Source organism: Citrobacter portucalensis, from assembly GCF_023374935.1.
Classification (GTDB): Bacteria; Pseudomonadota; Gammaproteobacteria; order Enterobacterales; family Enterobacteriaceae; genus Citrobacter; species Citrobacter portucalensis.
In genome coordinates this window covers 2598464-2623314 of sequence record NZ_CP092466.1, presented here as the reverse complement: position 1 = coordinate 2623314, position 24851 = coordinate 2598464, and the positions used below count along the sequence as shown (strand labels likewise).

Annotated in this window: 22 protein-coding genes and 1 pseudogene; 16 read left to right on the top strand and 7 right to left on the bottom strand. The window is 51.9% G+C overall.

Annotated features, from left to right (window positions below):
- The first annotated feature begins 2 nt into the window (after nt 1-2).
- The 6 genes from LY264_RS12755 to LY264_RS12730 are packed head-to-tail and all read left to right on the top strand — an operon-like array spanning nt 3 to nt 5717.
- Nucleotides 3-710, top strand: a complete 708-nt coding sequence (locus LY264_RS12755) for a CoA transferase subunit A (protein ID WP_003020020.1) — start codon at nt 3-5, stop codon at nt 708-710.
- Nucleotide 711: 1 nt separating this feature from the next.
- A complete protein-coding gene (locus tag LY264_RS12750) occupies nt 712-1368 on the top strand; it encodes a CoA transferase subunit B (protein ID WP_032943469.1) in 657 nt (218 codons plus the stop codon).
- A gap of 10 nt (nt 1369-1378) precedes the next feature.
- The gene (locus tag LY264_RS12745; RefSeq protein WP_008784790.1) at nt 1379-2584 is read left to right on the top strand and encodes an acetyl-CoA C-acetyltransferase; all 1206 of its coding nucleotides are present in this window, start codon (nt 1379-1381) and stop codon (nt 2582-2584) included.
- The gene (locus LY264_RS12740; protein WP_048214185.1) at nt 2574-3497 is read left to right on the top strand and encodes a 3-hydroxyacyl-CoA dehydrogenase family protein; all 924 of its coding nucleotides are present in this window, start codon (nt 2574-2576) and stop codon (nt 3495-3497) included. The genes LY264_RS12745 and LY264_RS12740 overlap by 11 nt, the downstream gene beginning before the upstream one ends.
- A gap of 43 nt (nt 3498-3540) precedes the next feature.
- Nucleotides 3541-4935 (top strand): GntP family permease, encoded by a 1395-nt coding sequence (locus LY264_RS12735; RefSeq protein ID WP_196776256.1) that lies wholly within the window; start codon nt 3541-3543, stop codon nt 4933-4935.
- 11 nt (nt 4936-4946) lie between these two features.
- A complete protein-coding gene (locus LY264_RS12730) occupies nt 4947-5717 on the top strand; it encodes a 3-hydroxybutyrate dehydrogenase (protein WP_048226485.1) in 771 nt (256 codons plus the stop codon).
- An 84-nt stretch (nt 5718-5801) separates the two neighbouring features.
- Here LY264_RS12730 and osmC read toward each other — a convergent pair whose 3' ends face one another.
- On the bottom strand, nt 5802-6233 hold the full coding sequence (gene osmC / locus LY264_RS12725) for a peroxiredoxin OsmC (RefSeq protein ID WP_003833007.1): 432 nt from the start codon (nt 6231-6233) through the stop codon (nt 5802-5804).
- A 227-nt stretch (nt 6234-6460) separates the two neighbouring features.
- Between osmC and sra the strand changes: the two genes are divergently transcribed.
- Together sra and maeA are read left to right on the top strand one after the other, a co-directional pair.
- On the top strand, nt 6461-6601 hold the full coding sequence (sra, locus tag LY264_RS12720) for a stationary-phase-induced ribosome-associated protein (RefSeq protein WP_003833009.1): 141 nt from the start codon (nt 6461-6463) through the stop codon (nt 6599-6601).
- 179 nt (nt 6602-6780) lie between these two features.
- On the top strand, nt 6781-8478 hold the full coding sequence (maeA, locus tag LY264_RS12715; protein WP_003833011.1) for a malate dehydrogenase: 1698 nt from the start codon (nt 6781-6783) through the stop codon (nt 8476-8478).
- A gap of 69 nt (nt 8479-8547) precedes the next feature.
- Here the strand turns inward: maeA and LY264_RS12710 are convergent, their stop codons facing one another.
- A complete protein-coding gene (locus LY264_RS12710) occupies nt 8548-9450 on the bottom strand; it encodes an endonuclease/exonuclease/phosphatase family protein (RefSeq protein WP_071692399.1) in 903 nt (300 codons plus the stop codon).
- Between the two features lie 466 nt (nt 9451-9916).
- Between LY264_RS12710 and LY264_RS12705 the strand changes: the two genes are divergently transcribed.
- The 3 genes from LY264_RS12705 (at nt 9917) to LY264_RS12695 (ending at nt 12415) form a co-directional block, all read left to right on the top strand.
- A complete protein-coding gene (locus tag LY264_RS12705) occupies nt 9917-11632 on the top strand; it encodes an ABC-F family ATP-binding cassette domain-containing protein (protein ID WP_008784796.1) in 1716 nt (571 codons plus the stop codon).
- A 220-nt stretch (nt 11633-11852) separates the two neighbouring features.
- Nucleotides 11853-12131: a type II toxin-antitoxin system RelE/ParE family toxin gene (locus LY264_RS12700; protein WP_003833016.1), complete on the top strand. Its 279-nt coding sequence runs from the start codon at nt 11853-11855 to the stop codon at nt 12129-12131.
- Complete coding sequence (locus LY264_RS12695; protein ID WP_003833018.1) at nt 12131-12415, top strand: HigA family addiction module antitoxin; 285 nt, start codon at nt 12131-12133, stop codon at nt 12413-12415. Before LY264_RS12700 ends, LY264_RS12695 begins: the two co-directional genes overlap by 1 nt.
- Before the next feature lie 41 nt (nt 12416-12456).
- Here the strand turns inward: LY264_RS12695 and LY264_RS12690 are convergent.
- The 4 genes and pseudogenes from LY264_RS12690 to fdnG form a co-directional block, all read right to left on the bottom strand.
- Nucleotides 12457-13057 (bottom strand): annotated as a pseudogene (locus LY264_RS12690) (inorganic diphosphatase); the annotation flags it as partial.
- 129 nt (nt 13058-13186) lie between these two features.
- On the bottom strand, nt 13187-13843 hold the full coding sequence (gene fdnI, locus LY264_RS12685; RefSeq protein WP_003020054.1) for a formate dehydrogenase-N subunit gamma: 657 nt from the start codon (nt 13841-13843) through the stop codon (nt 13187-13189).
- Nucleotides 13836-14720: a formate dehydrogenase N subunit beta gene (fdnH, locus tag LY264_RS12680; RefSeq protein ID WP_003833024.1), complete on the bottom strand. Its 885-nt coding sequence runs from the start codon at nt 14718-14720 to the stop codon at nt 13836-13838. Before fdnH ends, fdnI begins: the two co-directional genes overlap by 8 nt.
- 13 nt (nt 14721-14733) lie before the next feature.
- On the bottom strand, nt 14734-17781 hold the full coding sequence (fdnG, locus tag LY264_RS12675; protein WP_122984012.1) for a formate dehydrogenase-N subunit alpha: 3048 nt from the start codon (nt 17779-17781) through the stop codon (nt 14734-14736).
- A gap of 288 nt (nt 17782-18069) precedes the next feature.
- Here fdnG and yddG point away from each other — a divergent pair, with 288 nt between their 5' ends.
- From yddG to LY264_RS12660, 3 genes are all read left to right on the top strand, one after another.
- Nucleotides 18070-18951, top strand: coding sequence for an aromatic amino acid efflux DMT transporter YddG (gene yddG / locus LY264_RS12670; RefSeq protein ID WP_071692401.1), 882 nt, complete (start codon nt 18070-18072; stop codon nt 18949-18951).
- A gap of 460 nt (nt 18952-19411) precedes the next feature.
- Nucleotides 19412-20497 carry a porin OmpD gene (gene ompD / locus LY264_RS12665; RefSeq protein ID WP_048214180.1) on the top strand — a complete coding sequence of 362 codons (1086 nt, stop codon included), beginning with the start codon at nt 19412-19414 and terminating at the stop codon, nt 20495-20497.
- Between the two features lie 143 nt (nt 20498-20640).
- Nucleotides 20641-21021, top strand: coding sequence for a GFA family protein (locus LY264_RS12660; protein WP_088732456.1), 381 nt, complete (start codon nt 20641-20643; stop codon nt 21019-21021).
- A gap of 3 nt (nt 21022-21024) precedes the next feature.
- Here the strand turns inward: LY264_RS12660 and LY264_RS12655 are convergent, their stop codons facing one another.
- Nucleotides 21025-22509, bottom strand: coding sequence for an MFS transporter (locus LY264_RS12655; RefSeq protein WP_048227613.1), 1485 nt, complete (start codon nt 22507-22509; stop codon nt 21025-21027).
- Between the two features lie 117 nt (nt 22510-22626).
- Here LY264_RS12655 and LY264_RS12650 point away from each other — a divergent pair, with 117 nt between their 5' ends.
- Nucleotides 22627-23205: a TetR family transcriptional regulator gene (locus LY264_RS12650; protein ID WP_048227612.1), complete on the top strand. Its 579-nt coding sequence runs from the start codon at nt 22627-22629 to the stop codon at nt 23203-23205.
- A gap of 212 nt (nt 23206-23417) precedes the next feature.
- Nucleotides 23418-24803: a NarK family nitrate/nitrite MFS transporter gene (locus LY264_RS12645; protein WP_048227611.1), complete on the top strand. Its 1386-nt coding sequence runs from the start codon at nt 23418-23420 to the stop codon at nt 24801-24803.
- Nucleotides 24804-24851 lie beyond the last annotated feature (48 nt).

Sequence of the window (24851 nt, the reverse complement as noted above, 5' to 3'; positions counted from 1 at the left end):
GTATGGCTGGACTGGATAAACGTGTTGCCACTTATCAAGAGGCGCTGGAAGGACTGACCGACAACATGACGCTGCTGGCGGGCGGTTTTGGTTTATGTGGGATCCCTGAAAACCTGATTACCGAAGTACGCCGTCGTGAGGTTCAGGGACTTACCGTTGTATCAAACAACTGTGGCGTGGATGGCTTTGGCCTTGGCGTGCTGCTGGAAACGCGTCAGGTGCGCAAAGTGGTCGCGTCCTATGTGGGGGAAAACGCCCTGTTTGAGAAACAGGTGCTTAGCGGCGAACTGGAAGCCATCCTGACGCCACAGGGTACGCTGGCAGAGCAGTTGCGCGCGGGCGGCGCGGGGATCCCGGCATTTTTTACCGCGACCGGATATGGAACCCCCGTGGCGGAAGGGAAAGAGGTTCGCGAGTTTGCCGGACGCCCTTACATCCTTGAGCAGGCGATAACCGGTGATTTTGCGTTGGTTAAAGGCTGGAAAGCCGACTGGTACGGCAACGTCATCTATCGCCACACCGCACAGAATTTTAATCCGCTGATGGCCGCCGCCGGGCGCATTACCGTCGTGGAAGTCGAAGAAATTGTCCCTCCCGGAGAACTGGACCCTGCTGCGATTCACACTCCCGGAATTTTCGTTAACCGCATTATTCAGGGGCAGTTTGAAAAACGTATTGAACAACGCACCCTGCGCCAGAAAGGAGCCTGACATGTTAACGCGTGAACAAATGGCGATGCGCGTCGCCCGCGAGCTGCGCGACGGATATTACGTCAACCTTGGGATCGGCATTCCCACGCTGGTGGCAAATTACATCCCTGATGGCATGGATGTGATGCTGCAATCAGAAAACGGTTTGCTGGGTATGGGCCCGTTTCCCACAGAAGACGAAATTGATGCCGACATGATCAACGCCGGGAAACAGACTGTGACGGCGCGTAAAGGCGCGGCGATTTTCGACTCGGCGCAATCCTTCGCCATGATCCGCGGCGGCCACGTTGATCTGACGGTGCTCGGTGCGTTTGAAGTCGATGTTAACGGCAATATCGCCTCATGGATGATCCCCGGAAAAATGGTGAAAGGCATGGGCGGCGCGATGGATCTGGTTGCCGGAGCCGACAATATCATTGTGGTAATGACCCATGCTTCCAAAAGCGGTGAGTCCAAACTGCTTCCCGCCTGCACCCTGCCGCTGACCGGCGTGGCCTGCATCAAACGTGTGCTTACCGACCTGGCTCTGCTGGAAATTGCCGACGGTGCGTTCATTCTGCGTGAACGCGCACCGGGCATTAGCGTGGATGAGATTGTCGCCAGAACCGCAGGCAAGCTGATCGTTCCCGAAACTGTCCCCGAAATGCACTTTAGCTGAGGAGCTGACCATGCAGGATGTTGTCATTGTCGCGGCGACGCGCACCCCGATTGGCAGTTTTCATGGCGCGCTGGCACCACTTTCCGCGGTTGAGCTTGGTTCAGTGGTGATCCGTTCGCTGCTGGAAAAAACGGCTGTGGCGCCTGAGCAAATTGATGAGGTGATTTTAGGTCAGGTTCTGACTGCGGGCTGCGGTCAGAATCCGGCCAGACAAACGGCGTTACGGGCAGGACTGCCGGTCACCACGCCCGCGTTAACCATCAACTTGGTGTGTGGTTCGGGTCTGAAGGCGGTGCATCAGGCGGTACAGGCGATTCGCTGTGGCGATGCGCAAATCGTGATTGCCGGGGGCCAGGAGAGCATGAGCAATGCGCCCTATTATCTCGACGGCGCGCGGGCCGGTCTGCGGTTGGGTCATGCCAGTATGAAAGACAGCGTGGTACATGACGGCCTGTGGGATGCGTTCAACGACTATCACATGGGTATTACTGCCGAAAATCTGGCGGATAAGTTCGTAATCAGTCGTGAGCAGCAGGACGCTTTTGCCCTGCACTCCCAGCAAAAAGCTGCCGCCGCCATTGAAGCGGGTCGTTTTAACGCGGAAATCACGCCGGTCAGCGTCCCACAGGGCAAAAAGCCGCCACGTGTGGTGGACCGTGACGAACAACCTCGCCCGGATACTCAGGCCGACAAGCTGGCGCAACTTAAACCGGCGTTTCGTCCGGGTAACGGCACGGTGACCGCCGGAAATGCATCATCCATCAATGATGGTGCCGCCGCGGTGATGTTGATGAGCGCCGCCAAAGCGGCGGAACTCAATCTGCCAGTGCTTGCCCAGGTGGCGGGCTACGCGGTTTCTGGCGTCGATCCCGCCATTATGGGCATTGGGCCGGTAGAAGCGTCACTCCAGTGCCTGAAGCGTGCTGGCTGGACGCTAAATGACGTGGATCTTATCGAAGCCAACGAAGCCTTTGCTGCGCAAGCGCTGGCGGTTGGCGAATCCCTGAACTGGGACAGCAACCGGGTAAACGTGAACGGCGGTGCGATTGCGCTGGGGCACCCGATTGGCGCATCAGGTTGCCGAATTTTGGTAACACTGCTGCACGAAATGGCTCGCAGCAATGCAGCTAAAGGGCTGGCTACGCTGTGCGTAGGTGGCGGTCAAGGTGTGGCGCTGGCGGTAGAACGTCCGCAGGGGGTAGCTCATGCAAAGTAAGCCTATCTGCATTCTGGGCGCGGGGTTAATGGGTGTCGGCATTGCTACCCACTTCGCCCGTTTTGGTTACGATGTCTGGTTATACGATACCGATAGCAGCCGAATTGCAGAAATAAGCGGAGTTGCTGGCGGTATCCTGGATGAGCTGATTGTCACTGATCAATTTGCAATTGGTGAAAAAGCGACGGTCGTGGCTCGCCTGCACGGCACAACCTCGCTACAGGATATTGCCGCATGCCGGTTACTGATTGAAGCGATCCCGGAGCGGCTCGAACTCAAACACGCACTGTATGCGCAACTGGAAGAGCTGATCGCGCCGGAGGCCGTTATTGCCAGTAATACCAGCGGCCTGCCGCCGGATGCGCTGGCAGAAAAACTCGCCCATCCCGAACGGTTGCTGATCGCCCATTTCTGGCACCCGCCACATTTTATTCCGCTGGTCGAAATTGTACCTGGCACCGCAACGAAGCCGGAGTATCTCCATGAATTGCAACAACAACTGATCGCGATGCAACTTGAGGCGGTGGTGCTCGACCGCGCCGCCCCAGGGTTTGTTGGCAATCGACTGCAGTTTGCTCTGCTGCGCGAAGCGCTACATATCGTTAAAAGCGGCATCGCCAGCGCAGAAGTGGTTGATCAGGTGATGCGCGCCTCGCTCGGACGTCGCTATGCAATGGTCGGTCCGCTGGAGGCTGCTGATATGACCGGACTTTCTACGGTGCAGGACATTTGTCGGCATCTGCTTCCGGAACTGGCAACCGGCAGCGACATGATGTCGCTGGTCGCTGACAAGGTTGCCAACGGTGATACCGGGTTGCGCAGCGGCCAGGGATTTTATCGCTGGGATGATTCGCGCAAGGAATACATCCAGCAACGCAGGGAGCATCAACTGCGCTTTGCCCTGAAACCGTAACTTCTCTTTCTGTACCCCACTATAACAATGATATTGAGGAGTCATGATGAGTGTATTAATCGCCCTGGCAGCGTTGGGCCTGCTGATGCTGGCAGCCTATCGCGGATATAGCGTTATCCTGTTTGCCCCCATCGCGGCATTAGGTGCTGTATTACTCACTGAACCCAGCGCCGTCGGCCCTGCTTTCACCGGCCTGTTTATGGAAAAAATGGTCGGTTTTGTGAAGCTTTACTTCCCGGTGTTCTTGCTGGGGGCAGTGTTTGGCAAGTTAATCGAGTTATCTGGGTTTTCACGTTCCATTGTTGCCGCCGCTATCAACATTCTCGGCCGTCGCCATGCCATTCCGGTTATTGTGCTGGTATGTGCGCTGTTGACCTACGGCGGCGTATCGCTGTTCGTCGTGGCGTTTGCGGTGTATCCGTTCGCGGCCGAACTGTTCCGTCAGAGCAATATCCCGAAGCGGCTGATCCCGGCAACCGTTGCGCTGGGCGCGTTCTCCTTCACCATGGATGCCCTGCCAGGCACACCGCAGATCCAGAACATTATTCCGACCAGTTTCTTCGGTACCAACGCCTGGGCCGCGCCGTGGCTGGGTCTGATAGGTTCCGTGTTTATCATCGTTGTTGGTCTGGTTTATCTCGAACGTCAGCGTCGTAAAGCGCAGGCAAAGAATGAAGGCTATGGGACTGAACTGTTAAACGAGCCGGAAACGCCGGATAACATTAATCTGCCGAACCCGATCATCGCGATCTCTCCGCTGATCCTGGTTGGGGTATTTAACCTGCTGTTTACCCGCTGGATCCCGCAATGGTATGGCGCCACGCATCAACTGGAGCTTCCGGGTCTCGCCAAGCCGATTACCACCGAAGTCGGTAAAATCACCGCTATCTGGGCAGTGGAAGCGGCGCTGATTTCTGGGATCCTGCTGGTGGTGCTCTTCGGCTACCGCAACATTAAAGGTCGCCTGGCGGAAGGCAGCAGAACGGCGGTTGGCGGCGCGATCCTCGCGGCGATGAACACCGCGTCAGAGTACGGTTTTGGCGCAGTGATCGCCGCCCTGCCAGGTTTCCTTGTACTGTCAAAAGCACTGGCGGCTATTCCTGACCCGCTGCTCAATGAAGCTATCAGTATCACTACGCTCGCCGGGATCACCGGTTCGGCGTCTGGCGGGATGAGTATTGCCCTTGCCGCCATGTCTGACACCTTTATCGCGGCCGCTCACGCTGCCAATATCCCACTTGAAGTCTTTCACCGCGTGGCGTCTATGGCCAGCGGCGGTATGGACACCCTGCCGCATAACGGCGCAGTCATTACCTTATTAGCTATCACCGGTCTCAGCCACCGTCAGGCGTATGGCGGAATTTTTGCTATTACCGTCATTAAAAGTCTGGCCGTACTGTTTGTCATCGGCGTCTTCTACACCACCGGAATTGTTTAAGGAGAATCATCATGAACTTAACGGGAAAAACCGCCCTGGTTACCGGCTCGACCAGCGGTATCGGATTAGGTATCGCACAGGTGCTGGCGCAATCGGGCGCCACCCTGATCCTCAACGGGTTTGGTGATGTGGATGCCGCCAAAGACGCTGTTGCGCAATATGGCAAAACGCCAGGTTATCATGGTGCGGATCTGAGCAATGAAGCGCAAATTGCCGACATGATGCGCTATGCCGAGAGCGAATTCGGCGGTGTTGATATTCTGGTCAACAACGCGGGGATCCAGCATGTATCCCCGGTGGAAACCTTCCCGGTTGATAAATGGAACGCAATTATCGCCATTAATCTCTCTTCCGTTTTTCACACCACGCGTCTGGCGCTTCCTGGTATGCGCGCGCGAAACTGGGGGCGCATCATTAATATCGCTTCTGTTCACGGCCTGGTGGCCTCAAAAGAGAAATCTGCCTACGTAGCGGCGAAGCACGGCGTGGTGGGATTCACCAAGACCATCGCACTGGAAACCGCGCAGACGGGTGTAACCTGCAATGCGCTGTGTCCCGGCTGGGTGCTCACGCCGCTGGTCCAGCAGCAGATCGATAAGCGTATTGCCGAAGGCGCAGAGCCTGAGGCTGCGCGTGACGCCCTGCTGGCGGAAAAGCAGCCGTCGCGCGAATTCGTCACGCCGGAACAGTTAGGTGAGCTGGCACTATTTCTGTGTTCAAACGGTGCGGCGCAGGTGCGCGGCGTGGCGTGGAATATGGATGGCGGTTGGGTAGCGCAATAACATCATCAGGTGCCGGATAAGACTGACTTACATCCGGCGCAATCGTAGGCCGGATAAGACGCAGTCGCATCCGGCACGCCACGATTAAGACTTCAGCTGATAATCCAGCGTAATTTCCGCGTTCAGTACCTGCGATACCGGGCATCCGGCTTTTGCTTTCTGGATGATGCCGTCAAACGTGGCGGCGTCTATCCCCGGCACGCTCACCTGGCTATGCAACGCGACTTTAGTGATCGCAAACCCGGCATCTACTTTATCCAGAGAAACATCGGCAGTGGTATCAATGGCATCTGGGGTAAACCCCGCTTCACCCAGCATCAGCGAAAGTGCCATCGAGAAGCAGGCTGCATGGGCCGCGCCAATCAACTCTTCAGGATTGGTGCCTTTCTCACCTTCAAATCGTGTATTAAACCCATACGGTTGCTGATTCAACACGCCACTTTCGGTCGACACAGTGCCTTTGCCGCGCTTAATGTCGCCTTCCCAGTGTGCCTGACCTTTCTTATGGATAGTCATTACCGCTCTCCTGTGTTGTCGTCGGAGTTACTAGTATAGGACGGCTGAGAAAAAGCATGTTACATACGGGATAGTTCTCATTTGCCGCTTAAGCATTGACCTTTCAGATAAAATGACCGACCATCCAGAAAGCCGTTATGTTGAACATCGGCTTTATATCAGGTTGTATTTCGTCCGTTCTCATACGGGCTCGCCCTTGAAACCAGTAACAGGATTAAGGAGTTAGAATGAAATCGAACCGTCAGGCCCGTCATATTCTCGGACTGGACCACAAAATCTCAAATCAACGTAAAATCGTGACCGAAGGTGACAAAACCAACGTGGTCAATAATCCTACTGGAAGAAAGCGCCGCACTGACGGCAAGTAGCCTTTCGCACGTCTGACTGAGTAACGAGATAAACACCATTGCAACCGCAGTGGTGTTTTTGCTTATAAAACCCCTTAACCCATTCACAATGCTTTATACTTCGCCCGTTTCCCTGGCGGACAGGCTACATACGATCATAAAGAGCGCCAGGGACGGTTATTCAAAAAAGAGTGAGTGACATGGAAAACGAAACCAAAAAATTGCGTTCCCTTTACATCCCCTACGCTGGCCCGGTACTGCTGGAATTCCCTTTACTGAATAAAGGGAGCGCCTTCAGTGTGGAAGAACGCCGTAACTTCAACCTGCTGGGGTTACTGCCGGAAGTGGTCGAGACGATTGAGGAACAGGCTGAACGCGCCTGGATCCAATATCAGGGATTCAAAACCGAAATCGACAAACATATTTACCTGCGCAACATCCAGGACACCAACGAAACCCTGTTTTACCGGCTGGTGCATAATCACCTGGATGAGATGATGCCAGTTATCTATACCCCAACGGTCGGCGCGGCCTGTGAGCGTTTCTCTGAGATTTATCGTCGTGCGCGCGGCGTGTTTATCTCATATCAGAACCGCCACAATATGGACGATATCCTGCAAAACGTCCCTAACCACAATATCAAGGTCATCGTTGTCACCGATGGCGAACGTATTTTAGGTCTTGGCGATCAGGGGATCGGCGGGATGGGTATTCCAATCGGTAAACTGTCGCTGTATACCGCATGTGGCGGAATTAGCCCGGCCTACACTCTTCCGGTGGTACTGGACGTGGGGACCAACAACCAGCAACTGCTGAACGATCCGCTGTATATGGGCTGGCGCAATCCACGTATCACTGATGATGAATACTACGAATTCGTTGATGAATTCATCCAGGCCGTGAAGCATCGCTGGCCGGACGTGCTGTTGCAGTTTGAAGATTTCGCACAGAAAAACGCTATGCCACTGCTGACCCGTTATCGCGATGAAATTTGCTCGTTTAACGACGATATTCAGGGCACCGCGGCGGTTACCGTCGGTACGCTGATTGCGGCTAGCCGCGCGGCCGGTAGCCAGTTGAGCGAACAGAACATCGTCTTCCTCGGTGCTGGTTCAGCCGGTTGCGGGATCGCCGAGCAGATCATTGCGCAGATCCAGCGTGAAGGTTTAAGCGAAGAAGCGGCGCGTCAACGTGTATTCATGGTCGATCGCTTCGGCCTGTTAACAGACAAAATGCCGAACCTGCTCTCCTTCCAGACCAAACTGGTGCAAAAACGCGAAAATCTCCAGCACTGGGATACCCAAGAAGATGTCCTGTCGTTGCTCGATGTGGTGCGCAACGTTAAGCCGGATATCCTGATTGGCGTTTCCGGACAAACCGGCCTGTTTACCGAAGAGATCATCCGCGAAATGCACAAGCATTGTCCGCGTCCGATCGTCATGCCGTTGTCTAACCCCACTTCCCGTGTTGAAGCTACGCCACAGGATATTATCGCCTGGACCGAAGGTAACGCGCTGGTTGCGACCGGTAGTCCGTTCGCACCGGTACTGTGGAAAGATAAAATTTACCCAATCGCCCAGTGTAACAACGCCTATATCTTCCCGGGTATCGGCCTGGGTGTGATTGCGTCTGGCGCGTCGCGCATCACTGATGAAATGCTGATGTCGGCGAGTGAAACGCTGGCACAGTATTCACCGCTGGTGCTCAACGGTGAAGGACTGGTGCTACCGGAACTGAAAGATATTCAGACCGTTTCTCGCGCCATTGCCTTTGCCGTAGGTAAAATGGCTCAGCAGCAAGGCGTGGCGGTGAAAACCTCCGCCGAAGCGCTGCAACAGGCGATTGACGATAATTTCTGGCAGGCGGAATATCGCGACTACCGTCGTACTTCTATCTGACGCTTTGCCCGGCGGCAAACTGCTGCCGGGCAATTTTAAGCGTTCGATGAACAATAGGCTGTATGCGGATTACTGCTCTGAAAGTTCAAGCTCTGCAATTACCGGCAGGTGGTCGCTCGCCGTAGACCACGTAAATTCGGGTGAATTATGTGGGATCTGCAGATTTTTGACGTTCCACTTTTGCCCTTTAAATGTGAAAATATGGTCTATATCAATCGCAGGGTTAACGGCTGGCCAACTGCGCGTGTCAATTCCCTCTTTCGTCACTTCATTGAAAAAGTAACGTATTTCTTTAAGGGGTTGTTCATCCCGGGTTGAATTGAAATCTCCCGCCAGGATTTTAATTGAAGATGCGATATCCGGGAAATCTGTTGTTGCGTCACCAATGCTAATATCTAACAGGTAACGCGCCTGCTCAGTTCGCATGGTCGGATCTTTTTGCCAGTCTAGGTGAGTTACCATGATGATCGGTGCGGAATCAAAGCCGGGAACATCAATCTGCGCCAGTAATGCCACACGTTGTTCTGCATCACCCGACGGTAATTTCACGACCTGCGAATGCAGTATTTTATATTTGGAAAGAAGACCTAAGCCGTATTCACCGCCGTCAAAGTCGATAGCTTTTCCAAAGACATAATGCAGTTTATTGGCATCAGCGATTTTTTTGAGTTGATCAATCTTCTGGCTACGTCCTGTTTTATTATCAACCTCAGGAACCGCAATAATATCGGCATTTATTCTTTCAATCGCCGAATTAAGTGCAGTAAAATCCGTTACATCAGCAGAGGCTTCATTTTTACCAATGTTATAGGTGGCTATCTTTAAATGAGGTTTTTGTTGCGTGTAAATTTTGTCGGGAACCCCACCTTTTTGAACTTTAAGTATCTCATTACCCGCAAGTTTTTCACTTGCCTGTGCATTTGAAAATAAACATCCCAGCGCAATCATCGTTAATGTAATTGTTTTTTTCATGTTATCTATTCTCCAAATAATAAAATAGTGTGCAGAGGATACTGGAGAATGTAGATCGTTGTTGTGATCCTTAACCCATACTTTTGACGCGAAGAAAATTAACTTTCGCATGAATAATCTACGTTCATTTCTTCTGAATCAAGGTAACTGTTCCCGTATCAGTGCTTACGGTTCCAATGCTGCCGGGCGTGCAAAGCTTGCGCGACTGCGTAACTTGCGATTACACTTTCGCTACCGATCAACATTCTGAAAAACAAAAGGAGGATACTTATGCTGTACTGTGAACGTTTTATCGTTTCACATGCTTTTGGCGATCGCCAGTGCTCAAGCGTTATCGGTATCGTGCTGCGATAACTTCTGCTTGAGCGAAGCTAACTTCTAAATCCCCTTCTCTCGGGCTTACCGGGTTATCGTCAGCGATGTTTGACGAGGCGTTTTCACGCCTGTAACTCTTGAGTAAGCAACAATGAGCACATTACTAACCGCACAATCCTTACACGTTGATACGGCATTCGGCACGCTATTCGACGATCTTTCCTTTACCCTGAAAAAAGGCGACCGCATCGGGCTTATCGGTTACAACGGCTGTGGCAAAAGCACGCTGTTAAAACTGCTCGACGGCACGATCTCGCCCACCAGTGGGGCAATCGCGCAGGCGAATCACTGCCATCTCGCTCGTGTGGAACAACATCTACCTGACGATATACTGCCGCTTACGCTACAGGAAGCCGTTCTCGCTCAACTTCCCGAGCATGAACGCGCAGCTCAGCAGTGGCGAGTTGAAGCACTGCTTGCCGAAATGGGTTTTACGCCAGAGAATTTATCTCTGACTGCGCAAACGTTGAGCGGTGGCCAGCACACGCGCTTGCTATTAGCGCGGGCGCTGATGCGTAATCCTGACCTGCTGCTGCTGGATGAACCGGGTAACCACCTGGATTTGCCAACATTACTGTGGCTGGAGCAGTTCTTACAGAACTGGTCTGGCAGTTTTGTGGTGGTTTCCCACGACCCGCAGCTGCTGGACGCGGTGACTCACGGAACCTGGATCTTGCGCGATCGCACCCTGCATGCCTTCGATCTACCCTGTAGCGCGGCGCGTCAGGCTCTGGCAGAAAGAGATGTCAGCGATGCTCTGCGCCACAAGGCTGAGCAAAAAGAGATAGACCGGGTGACTGCCAGCGCCAAACGGCTGGCAACCTGGGGGCGGGTCTACGACAACGAAGATCTCTCTCGCAAGGCCAAGCAGATGGAAAAACAGGTACAGCGCCTGAAAGAGGTGCAAACAGAAGTGACGTCAGGAAGTCAGTGGACACTAACATTGCAGGGTGATGCCCTGCGTGCAGATCGTTTGCTGGAGATGACCAATCTGTCTGTAGCCCCTGCTCCCGGTGCAGATACACTGTTTTCCATTGCCGGTATCCGGTTAAAAAGCGGCGATCGCGTGGCGATTGTTGGGCGTAACGGTTGCGGGAAATCATCGCTATTAAGGCTTATCTGGCAACAGTTTCAGTCACAGCTGGCATCGCCTTCACTGGTGTTACACCCGCGCGTTACCCTGGGTTATTACGACCAGACGCTGCATCAGCTTGCCGATAACGATTCATTGTTTGACGCGCTGGAAGCGTTTGCCCCGCAGCCAGAGATTCGCAAGATGGCGTTGATTAGCGCGGGATTTCCGTGGGTTCGTCATGCGCAGCGAGTCAGCACGTTAAGCGGCGGTGAGCGCTCCCGGTTACTGTTTGTTGGGTTGACGCTTGCGCGCTACAGTCTGCTGATGCTCGATGAACCGACCAACCATCTGGATATGGAAGGCAAAGAGGCGCTGGCAGAAACGCTACAAAGCTATAACGGCGGCGTGTTGCTGGTCAGTCACGACCGGCAGCTTATCAGCCAAAGCTGCAACCGGTTCTGGTTAATCGACAATGGCGAACTCAGTGAATGGCACGATCTGGAGGCGGTCAATGCGCGTATTCGGGAAACGTCCGCGGAGATAACCGTTCCCAAAACGGTGGCCGAAGAGAAAACTGAAATAAGCGGTGACAGCGATAGATTGCTGGAACAACTTCTCGATCTTGAGCAGCGTCTGGCCGACGATCTCGCCCGCAAGCCGAAACATCAAAAACCGTTGTTACAGGCGCAATGGCGCAAGGAGATTGAACGTCTGAACGCACAACTTGAGTAATCTTTATTGCCGGATGGCGCAAGCTTATCCGGCCTACATCAGCAAAATGCGCGTGTAGGCCAGGCATCCGGCAATTCTTGCGTGACGCTTTCCAGTTATTCCCCTTCTCCCTTTTTCTTTTTGCACATTCGCCGCACAATTTTAAATATCGCAATCTTGGTGTTGCGTTGAACGGAACATTGATGGTAGTGTTCCTCTTGAAGGAACAAGGATGATACGGATGATCATGAACTTCAGGCACAAGGGATTGCGCGATTTGTTTCTTCATGGACGAACATCAGGCGTTATGGCGAAACATGTCCGACGATTACGACACAGACTTGCCGTTATTGATGCGGCAAGCAAGGTTACAGATATCAATATGCCCGGTTATAAGCTACATCCTCTGGTGGGGGAACGCGACGGCATATGGGCAATTTCTGTTTCAGGTAACTGGCGTATTACGTTTGAATTCGTCAATGGCGACGCGTACATACTGGATTACGAGGACTATCATTGATGAAGATGGCAAATCATCCCCGTCCTGGGGATATCATTCAGGAAGCGCTGGAAGAACTCAATGTCAGCCTGCGCGAGTTTGCCAGAGCTATGGAGATTGCACCGTCAACGGCAAGTCGACTATTAACCGGGAAAGCGGCTCTGACGCCTGAGATGGCGATTAAACTCTCCGTAGTGATTGGCAGTTCACCCGAAATGTGGTTAAACCTGCAAAATACCTGGAGTCTGGCAGAGGCCCAAAAAAGCGTGGATATTTCACGTCTGCGTAAGCTGGCGGTACAGTGATATAAATGCCGGATAAACTTTTGTCATCCGGCATACCATTTATTGCTGCGGTTTTTTCTCTTTCCAGGCATCCCAGGCCTGTTTGATCTCTTGCTTTGCCGTAGCGGCGTCATTGAAACCGTTTAATTCGACCTTCTTGCGCCCTTCCGGCAGATCTTTGTACACGCGGAAGAAAGATTCCAGACGTTGAACTTCAATCTTGGGCAGATCGCTTAACTCTTTGATGTCGTCATAAGTGGGGTCAATTTTACTGGCCGGAACGGCGACAATTTTGTCGTCCTTTTCACCGCCGTCGATCATCTTCAGTACGCCAATAGCGCGCAGCTTAATCAACGTTCCCGGAGCAAGCGGCGCACGGGTATAAAAAATGACGTCCAGCGGGTCACCGTCACCGGCTAAAGACTGGGTGAGTGAACCGTAGTTGGCGGGATAGGCAACCGGCATTGACTGGAAGCGATCGGCAACGATAAAACCGGTTTTGGCGTCGGTTTCATATTTAATCATTCCACCTGCCGGAATTTCGGTTACGGCATAAAACTCTTCCGGGTTGTTCTCCGGCTGAGGAAATTCGAGGATGTTCTGCGCCTGAGCTGAAGCACAAAGAAACACGCTGACTGCGAGTAATTTTTTCACCAGATGCATTGTCTTTTAACTCTTCTATTATTGGAAAGACAACACCTTACGTTCAACAGATGACAGAAACATGACGTTTTTTTGGCAAAAAAATGGCGCTACCGATGTAGCGCCATTGCGTAGAGGGAACATCAGGGATTAGTTAACCCCCTCCTCGCTCTCTTTTTTCGCTTCTTGCCTTTCAACTTCGCGATACCAACGTGGGTGATGTTTCTTCGCCCAGCGACGGCTCACTTTCCCTTCAACCATGCCTTTAATCGATCCTTTCACCCAGAATGCCATATACATATGGATGAGGATGGCGTGCATCAGAATAATCCCCGCCGCCGCATGGATCAGCAGGCTATAGCGCACGACCTGCATCGGGAAGAACTGCGCAAAGTACGGACGCCAGATAATGATACCGGTAATCAGCAGCACGAAAATCATGCTCATAATCGACCAGAACATCATTTTCTGCCCGGCGTTGTATTTGCCCACATCTGCCACTTTGTGTTCATTGCCTTTCAGTACTTCCACAATGTTTTTCAGCCACGGAATATCTTTCTTATCCGGGATGTTGTGGTGCACAAAGCGTACAAACATGAACATCAGCGCCACGAAGATCAGTATGCCGAAGAACGGGTGCAAAATGCGTCCCATCTGCGGCGTACCGAAGGTTTGCGTCAGCCATTGCAGAGTCGGGAAGAAAAATGAAATCCCCGACAGCGCTACCAGGAAGAAGCAGATCACCACCGTCCAGTGACAGGCGCGGTCGATAAACTTCGTGCGCACAATCATTTTCGACTTACTCATGATGATCCTCCTCGTCGTCGTCCACTTCCTTATTCGGACCAATACCAATGTAGTGGTAAATCAGTCCGGCGAAGGTGGCGATAAATCCGGCAGCGGCCAGCGGCTTCAGCGCCCCTTTCCACAGATTGATAGAGGTATCTATCTGCGGGTCTTTTGGCAGACCGTGATACAGTTCAGGCTGGTTGGCATGATGCAGAACGTACATGACGTGCGTGCCGCCCACACCTTCAGGGTTGTAGAGACCGGCATGTTCAAAACCGCGAGCTTTTAGTTTTGCCACACGCTGTTCGCCCATTTCCAGCATTTCCTGCTTGGTGCCGAAATGTATTGCCCCGGTCGGACACGTTTTCACGCAGGCAGGTTCCTGCCCGACGCTGACGCGGTCCACACACAGCGTACATTTATACACCCGGTTATCCTCTTTATTGAGGCGCGGAATATTAAATGGACACCCGGCAATACAGTAGCCGCAGCCAATGCAGTGCTCTGACTGGAAATCGACAATCCCGTTGGCGTACTGGATGATGGCCCCGGCAGACGGGCACGCCTTCAGGCAGCCCGGATCTTCACAGTGCATACAGCCGTCTTTACGAATCAACCACTCCAGCTTGCCGTTCTGTTCGGTTTCGGTAAATCTCATCACCGTCCAGGACTTGGCGCTGAGATCGGCGGGGTTGTCATAAACCCCGACGCAGTGGCCAACTTCATCGCGGATATCGTTCCACTCTGAGCATGCCACCTGACAGGCCTTACAGCCTATACAGGTGGAAACGTCGATCAGCTTCGCGACTTCTGCTTTGTAATCACGGGCCTGAGGCGGCGGCGTGATGGAGTTTGTTGCGGACCGTTTGATGATGTCCTGCGTTTCCATAGACATATGTTCGCCTCCCTTACGCCTTCTCGATGTTAACTAAAAACGCTTTGTATTCCGGCGTTTGCGAGTTTGCATCACCGACATTCGGCGTCAGGGTGTTGGCGATAAAGCCTTTACGCGCGACTCCTTCAAAGCCCCAGTGGATTGGGATCCCAACCGTTTCTACCTGCTGACCGTTGACGTTCAGGGTACGCAGACGACGAGTGACCACGGCAACTGCGCGAATAAATCCACGTTTGCTGCTGACTTTCACGTGATCGCCGTTGTTGATCCCCTTCGCTGCCGCCAGCGTTTCGCTGATTTCCACAAACTGCTCTGGCTGGGCAATCGCATTCAACAATGCGTGCTTGGTCCAGGTATGGAAATGTTCGGTCAGACGATAGGTCGTCCCGACGTACGGGAAGTCCTGTTTCGTGCCCATACGGAGTTTATCCGCTTCGTACAGACGCGCTGCCGGGTTGGAGATCACATTCGGGTGCAGCGGGTTAGTGCCCAGCGGCGTTTCCATCGGCTCGTAGTGTTCCGGGAACGGACCTTCCGCCATCTTATCGATAGCAAACAGACGCCCCAGCCCTTCCGGCTGCATGATAAACGGATTGGTGCCACTGCCCGGTGCTGCGGTATTGAAGTCAGGGATATCGTTACCCGTCCACTTCGTACCGTTCCACTGGATAAGCATGCGTTTTGGATCCCACGGTTTACCCTGCGGATCCGCCGAAGCGCGGTTATACAGCACGCGACGGTTCAGCGGCCATGCCCAGGCCCAGCCCAACGTATTACCGAGGCCTGACGGGTCGGCGTTATCGCGATTGGCCATCTGGTTGCCCTGCTCGGTCCAGCTGCCGGTATAAATCCAGCAGGATGATGACGTAGAACCATCATCGCGCAGCAGCGCAAAGCTGTTGAGCAACTGACCTTTCTTCGCAACCAGCACGCCGTTGGCATCATAGAGATCTTCCAGCGCATAGCCGTTGTTCTCTTTCGCCACTTCTTCGGAGTGCGGTTCGTCCGGCTGTTTATAGTTCCAGCTCATTTTCAGAACGGGTTCTACAGCTTTACCGCCTTCAGTGCGATACATGTCGCGCAGACGGTGGTAAATACCGGCAAGGATTTCGCCGTCGTTGCGGGCTTCGCCAGGGGCATCCTGACCTTTCCAGTGCCACTGCAGCCAGCGGCCGGAGTTGGCGATGGAACCGTCTTCTTCTGCAAAGCAGGTAGAAGGCAAACGGAAGACTTCGGTCTGAATCGACGCCGGGTCAACGTCGTTTGATTCACCGTGGTTCTGCCAGAACGTTGAGGTTTCGGTCACCAGCGGATCGATAACCACCAGATACTTTAGTTTGCTGAGGCTCTGCACCACTTTGTTTTTGTCCGGGAAGGACGCAACAGGGTTAAAGCCCTGACAGATGTAGCCGGTGACTTTCCCGCTATCCATCATGTTGAAGTATTTAATGACGTCGTAGGACTGATCCCACTTCGGCAGCCACTCAAAGCCCCAGTCATTTTCTTTCTGCGCTGCATTGCCGTAGAAAGATTTCATCAGGCTGACGAAGAACTTCGGATAGTTGCCCCAGTAGTTAACCTGATCGGCCAATGTCGCTTTTGGCGTGTTTGCGGCCAGATAGGTTTGCAGGTCTGTCTGTTTCTCTGACGGCAGCGTCAGGTAGCCCGGCAGGCTGGTAGAGAGCAGACCTAAGTCGGTTAGCCCTTGAATGTTGGAGTGACCGCGCAAGGCGTTGACACCGCCACCTGCCATCCCCATGTTGCCGAGCAGCAACTGGATCATCGCCATGGTGCGGATGTTCTGTGCCCCGACGGTATGCTGAGTCCAACCCAGCGCGTACAGGAACGTGGTGGTGCGATCGGCTGCACTGGTGGAAGCCAGCACTTCGCAGACTTTCAGGAAGTCTTCTTTCGGCGTACCACAAATGTTTTCCACCACATCCGGCGTGTAGCGGCAAACGTGCTGTTTTAGCAGGTTCCAGACACAGCGAGGATGGCTTAACGTTTCATCGCGTTTCGCGTAGCCGTTTTCATCGAACTGGTAGTTCCAGGACGATTTATCGTATTGGCGTTTTTTCGCGTCATACCCGCTGAACAGACCGTCTTCAAAAGCATAGTCATCCCGCACCAGCAGGCTGGCATTGGTGTAATGCTTAACGTATTCAGCGTTAATTTTGTAGTTTTCAATCAGGTACAGCAAGACGCCGGACAGGAACGTAATGTCCGTGCCGGAACGAATTGGCGCATAGATATCCGCCACCGAAGCTGTACGTGTAAAACGAGGGTCAACAACAATCAGCGTGGCATCATTGTTGTTTTTGGCTTCCATCGCCCAGCGGAATCCCACTGGATGTGCTTCAGCGGCGTTACCGCCCATCACCATCACGACGTTAGCGTTTTTAATATCAACCCAGTGGTTGGTCATCGCACCGCGACCAAATGTTGGAGCAAGACTTGCTACCGTTGGTCCGTGTCAGACGCGCGCCTGGTTGTCTACTGCCAGCATGCCGAGTGAGCGCACAAATTTTTGCGTCAGCATACCGGTTTCATTACTTGCCGCAGATGCACACAGCATCCCGGTTGAAAGCCAGCGGTTTACCGTTACGCCCTGCTCATTCTTCTCAATAAAGTTGGCGTCACGGTCAGTTTTCATCAGCTTCGCGATACGGGTGAATGCTTCATCCCAGCTGATACGCTGCCATTTGTCGGAACCTGGTGCACGGTATTCCGGGTAACGCAGACGGTTTTCACTGTGCACGTAATCCAGTAATCCTGCGCCCTTAGGGCATAATGCCCCACGGCTCACCGGATGATCCGGATCCCCTTCAATATGGTAAATCGACTCTTTGGCGTTTTTTGCTCCATCTCCCAGGCTATACATTAATAGCCCGCAACCTACGGAACAGTATGTGCAGGTGTTTCGGATCTCTTTGGCGCGTAACAGCTTATAGTTTCGCGCCTGAGCCAGTGCCATTTTGGGTGCAAAACCCAAAGCGGCTACTGTTGTTCCCGCCATACCGCCCGCGCAGATTTTAAAAAATTGTCTGCGGCTGACGTCCATTGCTTTCCTCTTTTTTGCAGGGGTTCGTACAGGACATCTCTCAAATCGCGCCAGCGCGGCATAATTGAAAGATGACATGTACAACTTCGCGACGAAACTATCAGCTATATCCATATTTTTTTTGCGTCAAATCAATAACGAAACGGTTCCGCTACTAAATAGTGCACTTTGTTTAACCTTTGTACCCATAAGGGGGTAGGTGAAAGGTAATTAGTTAGCGCGCTACGGTGTAAAAGTGCTATAAATTTCAGCTTGAATTTTTGCCAGCACCATGGACAGACAATCAGAATGACAAAACAAAAAGCGACGTTAATTGGGCTCATTGCCATCGTGCTGTGGAGCACGATGGTCGGGCTAATGCGTGGGGTAAGTGAAGGACTGGGTCCTGCGGGTGGCGCAGCAATGATTTTTTCGTTAAGTGGCCTGTTGCTGATTTTTACCGTTGGCTTTCCGAATATCAGAAAAATTCCTGTGCGTTATTTAATCGCGGGTAGCGTGCTTTTTGTTACCTATGAAATATGTTTAGCGCTGGCTCTCGGTTATGCGGCTACTCGTCACCAGGCTATTGAAGTCGGTATGGTCAATTATCTCTGGCCGAGTCTGACGATATTGTTTGCTATTTTATTTAATGGTCAAAAAACAACCTGGCTGGTAATCCCTGGATTAATTATCGCATTGACCGGGGTTTGTTGGGTATTGGGTGGTGAAAATGGCCTTAATCCTGGTGAAATTATAAACAACGTTGCCAGCAGCCCGCTTAGCTATTTCCTCGCCTTTCTTGGCGCATTTATCTGGGCAACGTATTGCACGGTGACCAATAAATACGCAAAAGGCTTTAACGGCATCACCGTGTTCGTTTTACTAACAGCCGCTAGTTTGTGGATTTACTATTTTATGACTCCGCAACCAGAAATGATTTTCAGCACTTCGGTAACTATTAAAATGTTCTCAGCGGCATTAACGTTAGGATTTGCCTATGCAGCGTGGAATATTGGCATTTTGCATGGCAACGTGACCATCATGGCCGTAGGTTCCTATTTTACCCCCGTGCTCTCTTCCGCACTGGCTGCTGTGTTACTCAGTGCACCGCTTTCGCTATCTTTCTGGCAGGGCGCACTAATGGTCTGCGCGGGATCGCTACTTTGCTGGCTGGCAACTCGCCGCGCCTGAAAAAAAACCGGGTTTTGTCGCGCAAATCTAAAACCCGGCTACACTGTAATTAAATTAATGAATAATAAATGTTCATTCCACTTGCGGGTTGTGTTTATATTTGTTTAATTAAATGTTAAATAATTGGTAATTGATTAACTCCCGAAAATATTTCATATTTACCTATAATCCTCAGCATGCATATATTACACATGCGTGACTAACGCCATTTAAACCATAGTTGCCATAATAGTCCCCTGCGTAAATATACCCATTCAGATTTGTCACATATAAAGATTAATACAATCAGCTATATTATGTAGATCTGGATCACACAACTTCAAATATTTCGCAATATTATGAAACTTATTATTGAACTTATACCACTGCGTCATTTAAAAATAGTTTGCCATTGACGAACCCCTTCGTTTAGCAATGGTTTAGGAAACACACCAAGAAAAAATTATAAGGATTATTTAGAATGAAACTTAAATTAGTTGCAGTGGCAGTGACTAGCCTGTTGGCGGCAGGTGCGGTAAACGCAGCTGAGGTATATAACAAAGACGCAAACAAACTGGATATCTACGGTAAAGTTCACGCTCAGCATTACTTCTCTGACGACAACGGCAGCGATGGCGACAAAACCTACGCGCGTCTGGGCTTCAAAGGCGAAACTCAGATCAATGACCAGCTGGTTGGTTTTGGTCAGTGGGAATATGAATTCAAAGGTAACCGTACTGAATCCACCGGTGGTTCCAACAGCGACAAAACTCGTCTGGCATTCGCTGGTCTGAAATTCGCTGAATACGGTTCTTTCGACTACGGTCGTAACTACGGCGTAGCATACGACATCGGCGCATGGACCGACGTCCTGCCTGAGTTCGGTGGTGATACCTGGACCCAGACTGACGTATTCATGACTGGCCGTACTACTGGCGTTGCAACCTACCGTAACACCGACTTCTTCGGTCTGGTTGAAGGTCTGAACTTTGCTGCTCAGTACCAGGGCAAAAATGACCGTGACAACCTGAAAGAAGCTAACGGTGACGGCTTCGGTCTGTCTACTACTTATGAGTACGAAGGCTTCGGCGTAGGTGCTACCTATGCGAAATCTGACCGTACCGACAAACAGTCTGTAGGTAACGGCGGTTTCATGGCTTCCGGTAAAAACGCTGAAGTATGGGCTGCTGGTCTGAAATATGATGCGAACAACATCTACCTGGCAACCACCTACTCCGAAACCCGCAACATGACCACCTATGGTGGCTCCGGTGTTACTGGTATTGCAGATAAAGCACAGAACTTTGAAGCTGTTGCTCAGTACCAGTTCGACTTCGGTCTGCGTCCGTCCATCGCTTACCTGAAATCCAAAGGTAAAGACATCAACGGTTACGGCGACCAGGATCTGGTTGAATACGTAGACCTGGGTGCTACTTACTACTTCAACAAAAATATGTCCACCTTCGTTGATTACAAAATCAACCTGCTGGATGACAACAACTTCACCAATGCAGCGAAAGTGTCAACTGACAACATCGTGGCTGTTGGTCTGAACTACCAGTTCTAATTTTGTTGTAGTCTGAATACAAAGCCAGTCCTTCAAGGGCTGGCTTTTTCTCTTAATGTAGACTCGGTCATAAGGAGTATGCCGTGCAGACATTCACTGGTCGTTGTCTTTGCGGACAGAGTCATTTTACCGTTGACGTCGAAATGCTGGATGTCTATGCCTGCCACTGTACGCTGTGTCAGAAATGGTCAGGCGGCATCGCCATGTATCTGGAAGCCAGCGCTCACCCGCTGATGTCGCCAGAATCGGCAGAACCTTCGCACTTTCCTTCTTCAAACCGTGGTGAACGGTTCTTCTGTTCCGGCTGCGGATGCCCACTGTGGTTTACGTTGACGGACAGCGATCGCTACTTTATTCCGTGGACACTTCTGGAACTTAATGAGGTAGATCGCCGCCGCCTGATATTAGCGGCAGAGATCTATACGGAAACACAGCCTGCGTTCTGGAGATTGACGGGGCAATACGCTCGACTGAGTGGGAAAGAAGTCGAAGAGATGGATTACCCCTGTCATTTAGCTCACTAGTTATTAACGTTGTACCTTTGCCAGACTGAACCACATTCCTATCGCTAATATGATAAGCATGCTGCCGGCGCTGCTTAAGGCCACGCTATGTGACCAGGTAAACGCTTCTCTGGCAGCCGTCAGCAATGCCTCACTCAGTGACGACGGGAGCGAGTGCGCCAGTTGTACCGCCTCCCCCATTGACGATGAGGCACGTTCTACTTCCTGCGGATTCAGTCCGGCTGGCGGCAGAATCGATGCAGAAAAGCTGCGGCTCAGCAGTAAGCCAAAGATAGCGATCCCAAGTCCTGCCCCCAGTTCATAAGCCATTGTCTCGATGGCGCCAGCGGCCGCGGCTTTTTCCGCCGGCGCTGCTGCCATGATGGCCGCCGTTGAAGCCAGGAGCGCACTGGCGGCGCTGAAGCCAAGCAAAGCCATCAACATCCAGGCTTGTACCTGTTGGCTACTGAAATCCGTCATCGCCAGGCCGTAAAAACTTACGGCGCTCAGTGCCATGCCCGCTGTTGCGACACAACGTAATCCAAGGCGTGAAACCAACATACCGGCAATAGGTCCGCTGAAACCACTTGCCAGCATCACCGGCAGCATGAACAATCCAGCCTGATACGGTGTTAAACCGTGAACAAACTGTAGTTCCTGAGCCATCAGCAACTCAAAACCCACCAGCGTAATCATCGCGGTCATCGCCATCACTACACCGCTCAAGATAATGCGATGCGTGAACAGACGCATATCAATCATCGGGCGAGCTGCCGCAAGCTGGATACGGACAAACTGCCACAACAGTAAAGCGCCGGTTAACAGCGTCAGGGCGATGGCAACGGTCGCCGTATGCCCTTTCAGCGCGGTTTTAGCGCTGTAAACCAACAGCAGAATGGCAACAATCAGCATTATCGCATGACCAAAATTTAACGATTGATCGCGACGTCCAGCCTGGCGCGGCACTAAGCGTGCGGTTAAAGCCATTACCACCAGGACAATCGGCACATTAATTAAGAATACGGACCCCCAGTAGAAGTGCTCCAGCAGCATCCCGCCAACCAGTGGGCCAAACGCCGCACCGCCGGAACCGACCGCCGCCCAGACGCCGAGCGCCATATTTCGATGCCGTTGCTCAGAGAACGTGGCGCGAATACCCGCCAGCGTTGCCGGAACAATCATCGCCGCGCCAATCGCCAATACCGCCCGGGTGGCAATCAGCCAGCTTGCGCTATGAGCAAAAGCGGCCGCCAGCGATGCGAGACCAAATAATCCACCGCCTAACAGCAGCAGACGTTTAAAGCCGATGCGATCGCCCAGCGCACCCATTGGCAATACCATTCCGGCCATTACCAGGGAATAAATATCAATGATCCACAGCAGCTCGTTACCACTGGCACCCAGCGTCATACTCAGCGTGGGCGCGGCAACGTGCAGCACCGTTGCATCAATCGCAACAGGGATGTAGACCAGCACAATAATGACTAACGTTAACCACTGACGAAACATAAAACTCCCTAACGAAACCAAAACTGGACACATGTCCAGCTTTAGCGATCCTACGGAAAATTGAACATATGTCCAACTTTTTGTTAGACTGCGATCTATACGGGTACAGGAGGAATGATGAGCTATCTAAATCGGGATGAACGTCGGGAAGTGATTCTGCAAGCAGCAATGCATGTCGCACTTGAAGAAGGATTTTCCGCCATGACGGTTCGACGCATTGCTGCAGAAGCTCACGTCGCGACGGGCCAGCTACATCACCATTTCGCCTCTGCCGGCGAACTCAAATCCCAGGCATTTGTGCGCCTTATCCGCACTCTACTTGATGCCGAACTGGTCAGCGAAGACGCCAGTTTCCGTGAGCGACTGCATGCGATGCTAGGCAGTGAAGATGGTGGTCTGGAACCCTATATTAAGCTATGGCGTGAAGCACAGGTTGTTGCGGGTAAAGATCCGGAAATTAAAAGCGCCTACCTGTTGACCATGCGAATGTGGCACGAAGAAACCGCCAACATCATTACACAAGGACAGAAAGCCGGTGAGTTCTCATCCGCGCCTGATGCCGCCGACGTCGCATGGCGCTTAATCGCATTAGTCTGCGGCCTGGATGGTATGTACATATTAGGTATTGAGGAAATGGCCGATCCTGCATTCGATCGTCATCTTGATCGTATGATAACGCAGGAGTTATTTATTTGATGTAATAGATGGATTAACAATACATCTTTTATGTTTACAATTAGTAACACTTAAGCAACGTGTAATTCTCCCATCACGCCGCGTTATTGCGCTTTTTTATCTATTCTTTCAGTCAATATTCCTAAAACTTTTCAATAGTTTCTAAAAAGAAGCCGCGCGGCGCTGCATGCGTTTATTTCTTTTTCATGAACGGCATGTGCATGGAGAATAATATGTCATCATCAAATGAGAAAAATAATCGTTATCTTTTAACTGACTGGAAACCAGAGAACCCCGGCTTTTGGGAAAATAAAGGCAAGCACATTGCGCGCAGAAACCTCTGGATATCAGTGAGTTGCCTGCTTCTTGCGTTTTGCGTTTGGATGCTGTTCAGTGCCGTAGCCGTCAATCTGAATAAAATTGGTTTTAATTTCACCACCGACCAACTGTTTTTATTAACGGCATTGCCATCTCTTTCTGGTGCAATATTACGCGTACCCTACTCCTTTATGGTACCTATATTTGGTGGTCGTCGCTGGACCATTTTTAGCACGATTATTCTGGTTATTCCCTGCGTCTGGCTCGGATTTGCCGTGCAAAATACCGCTACTCCGTTTGGAGTATTTATAATCATTGCGCTGATGTGCGGATTTGCAGGCGCTAACTTTGCCTCCAGCATGGGCAATATCAGCTTTTTCTTCCCCAAAGCGAAGCAAGGCAGCGCGTTAGGCGTTAACGGTGGTCTCGGCAACCTCGGCGTCAGCGTGATGCAGTTGATTGCGCCACTGGTGATCTTTCTGCCCATATTTACCTTTTTGGGCGTACAGGGCGTACCGCAAGCTGACGGCTCGTTATTGTCGCTGGCCAATGCAGCATGGATATGGGTGCCGTTACTGCTGATAGCCACCGTGGCAGCAGGCATGGGAATGAACGACATTGCCAGCTCGAAGGCTTCAATTGCTTCCCAGTTACCAGTACTTAAACGTTTTCACCTGTGGTTATTAAGTCTGCTTTATCTCGCCACCTTCGGTTCATTTATCGGTTTTTCGGCAGGCTTTGCCATGCTGGCGAAAACCCAGTTCCCCGACGTGAATATCCTGCAACTGGCGTTCTTCGGCCCCTTCATCGGCGCGCTTGCACGATCGGCGGGCGGCGTTATCTCTGACAAGTTTGGTGGTGTGCGTGTCACCTTAATTAACTTCATCTTTATGGCACTGTTCAGCGCCCTGCTGTTTCTTACTCTGCCGGGTTCAGGTGAAGGAAACTTTGTCGCCTTCTATCTGGTGTTTATGGGGCTGTTCCTGACCGCGGGGCTGGGAAGCGGATCGACCTTCCAGATGATTGCGGTGATCTTTCGCAAAATCACAATTTATCGGGTGAAGCTGCATGGTGGTACCGAAGAACAGGCTCAGCGGGAAGCGGTAACCGATACCGCAGCCGCCCTGGGATTTATTTCCGCTATTGGCGCAGTGGGGGGCTTCTTCATTCCTAAAGCGTTTGGCTCATCGCTGGCGTTGACCGGCTCGCCGGTGGGTGCCATGAAAATATTCCTCGTGTTTTACATCGTCTGCGTGCTGGTGACCTGGTTGGTCTATGGCCGTAAATCACAAAAAAAATAACAAAATGGATACCGCAGGATCGGACATTTAGGTAGGTCGGATCAGGCC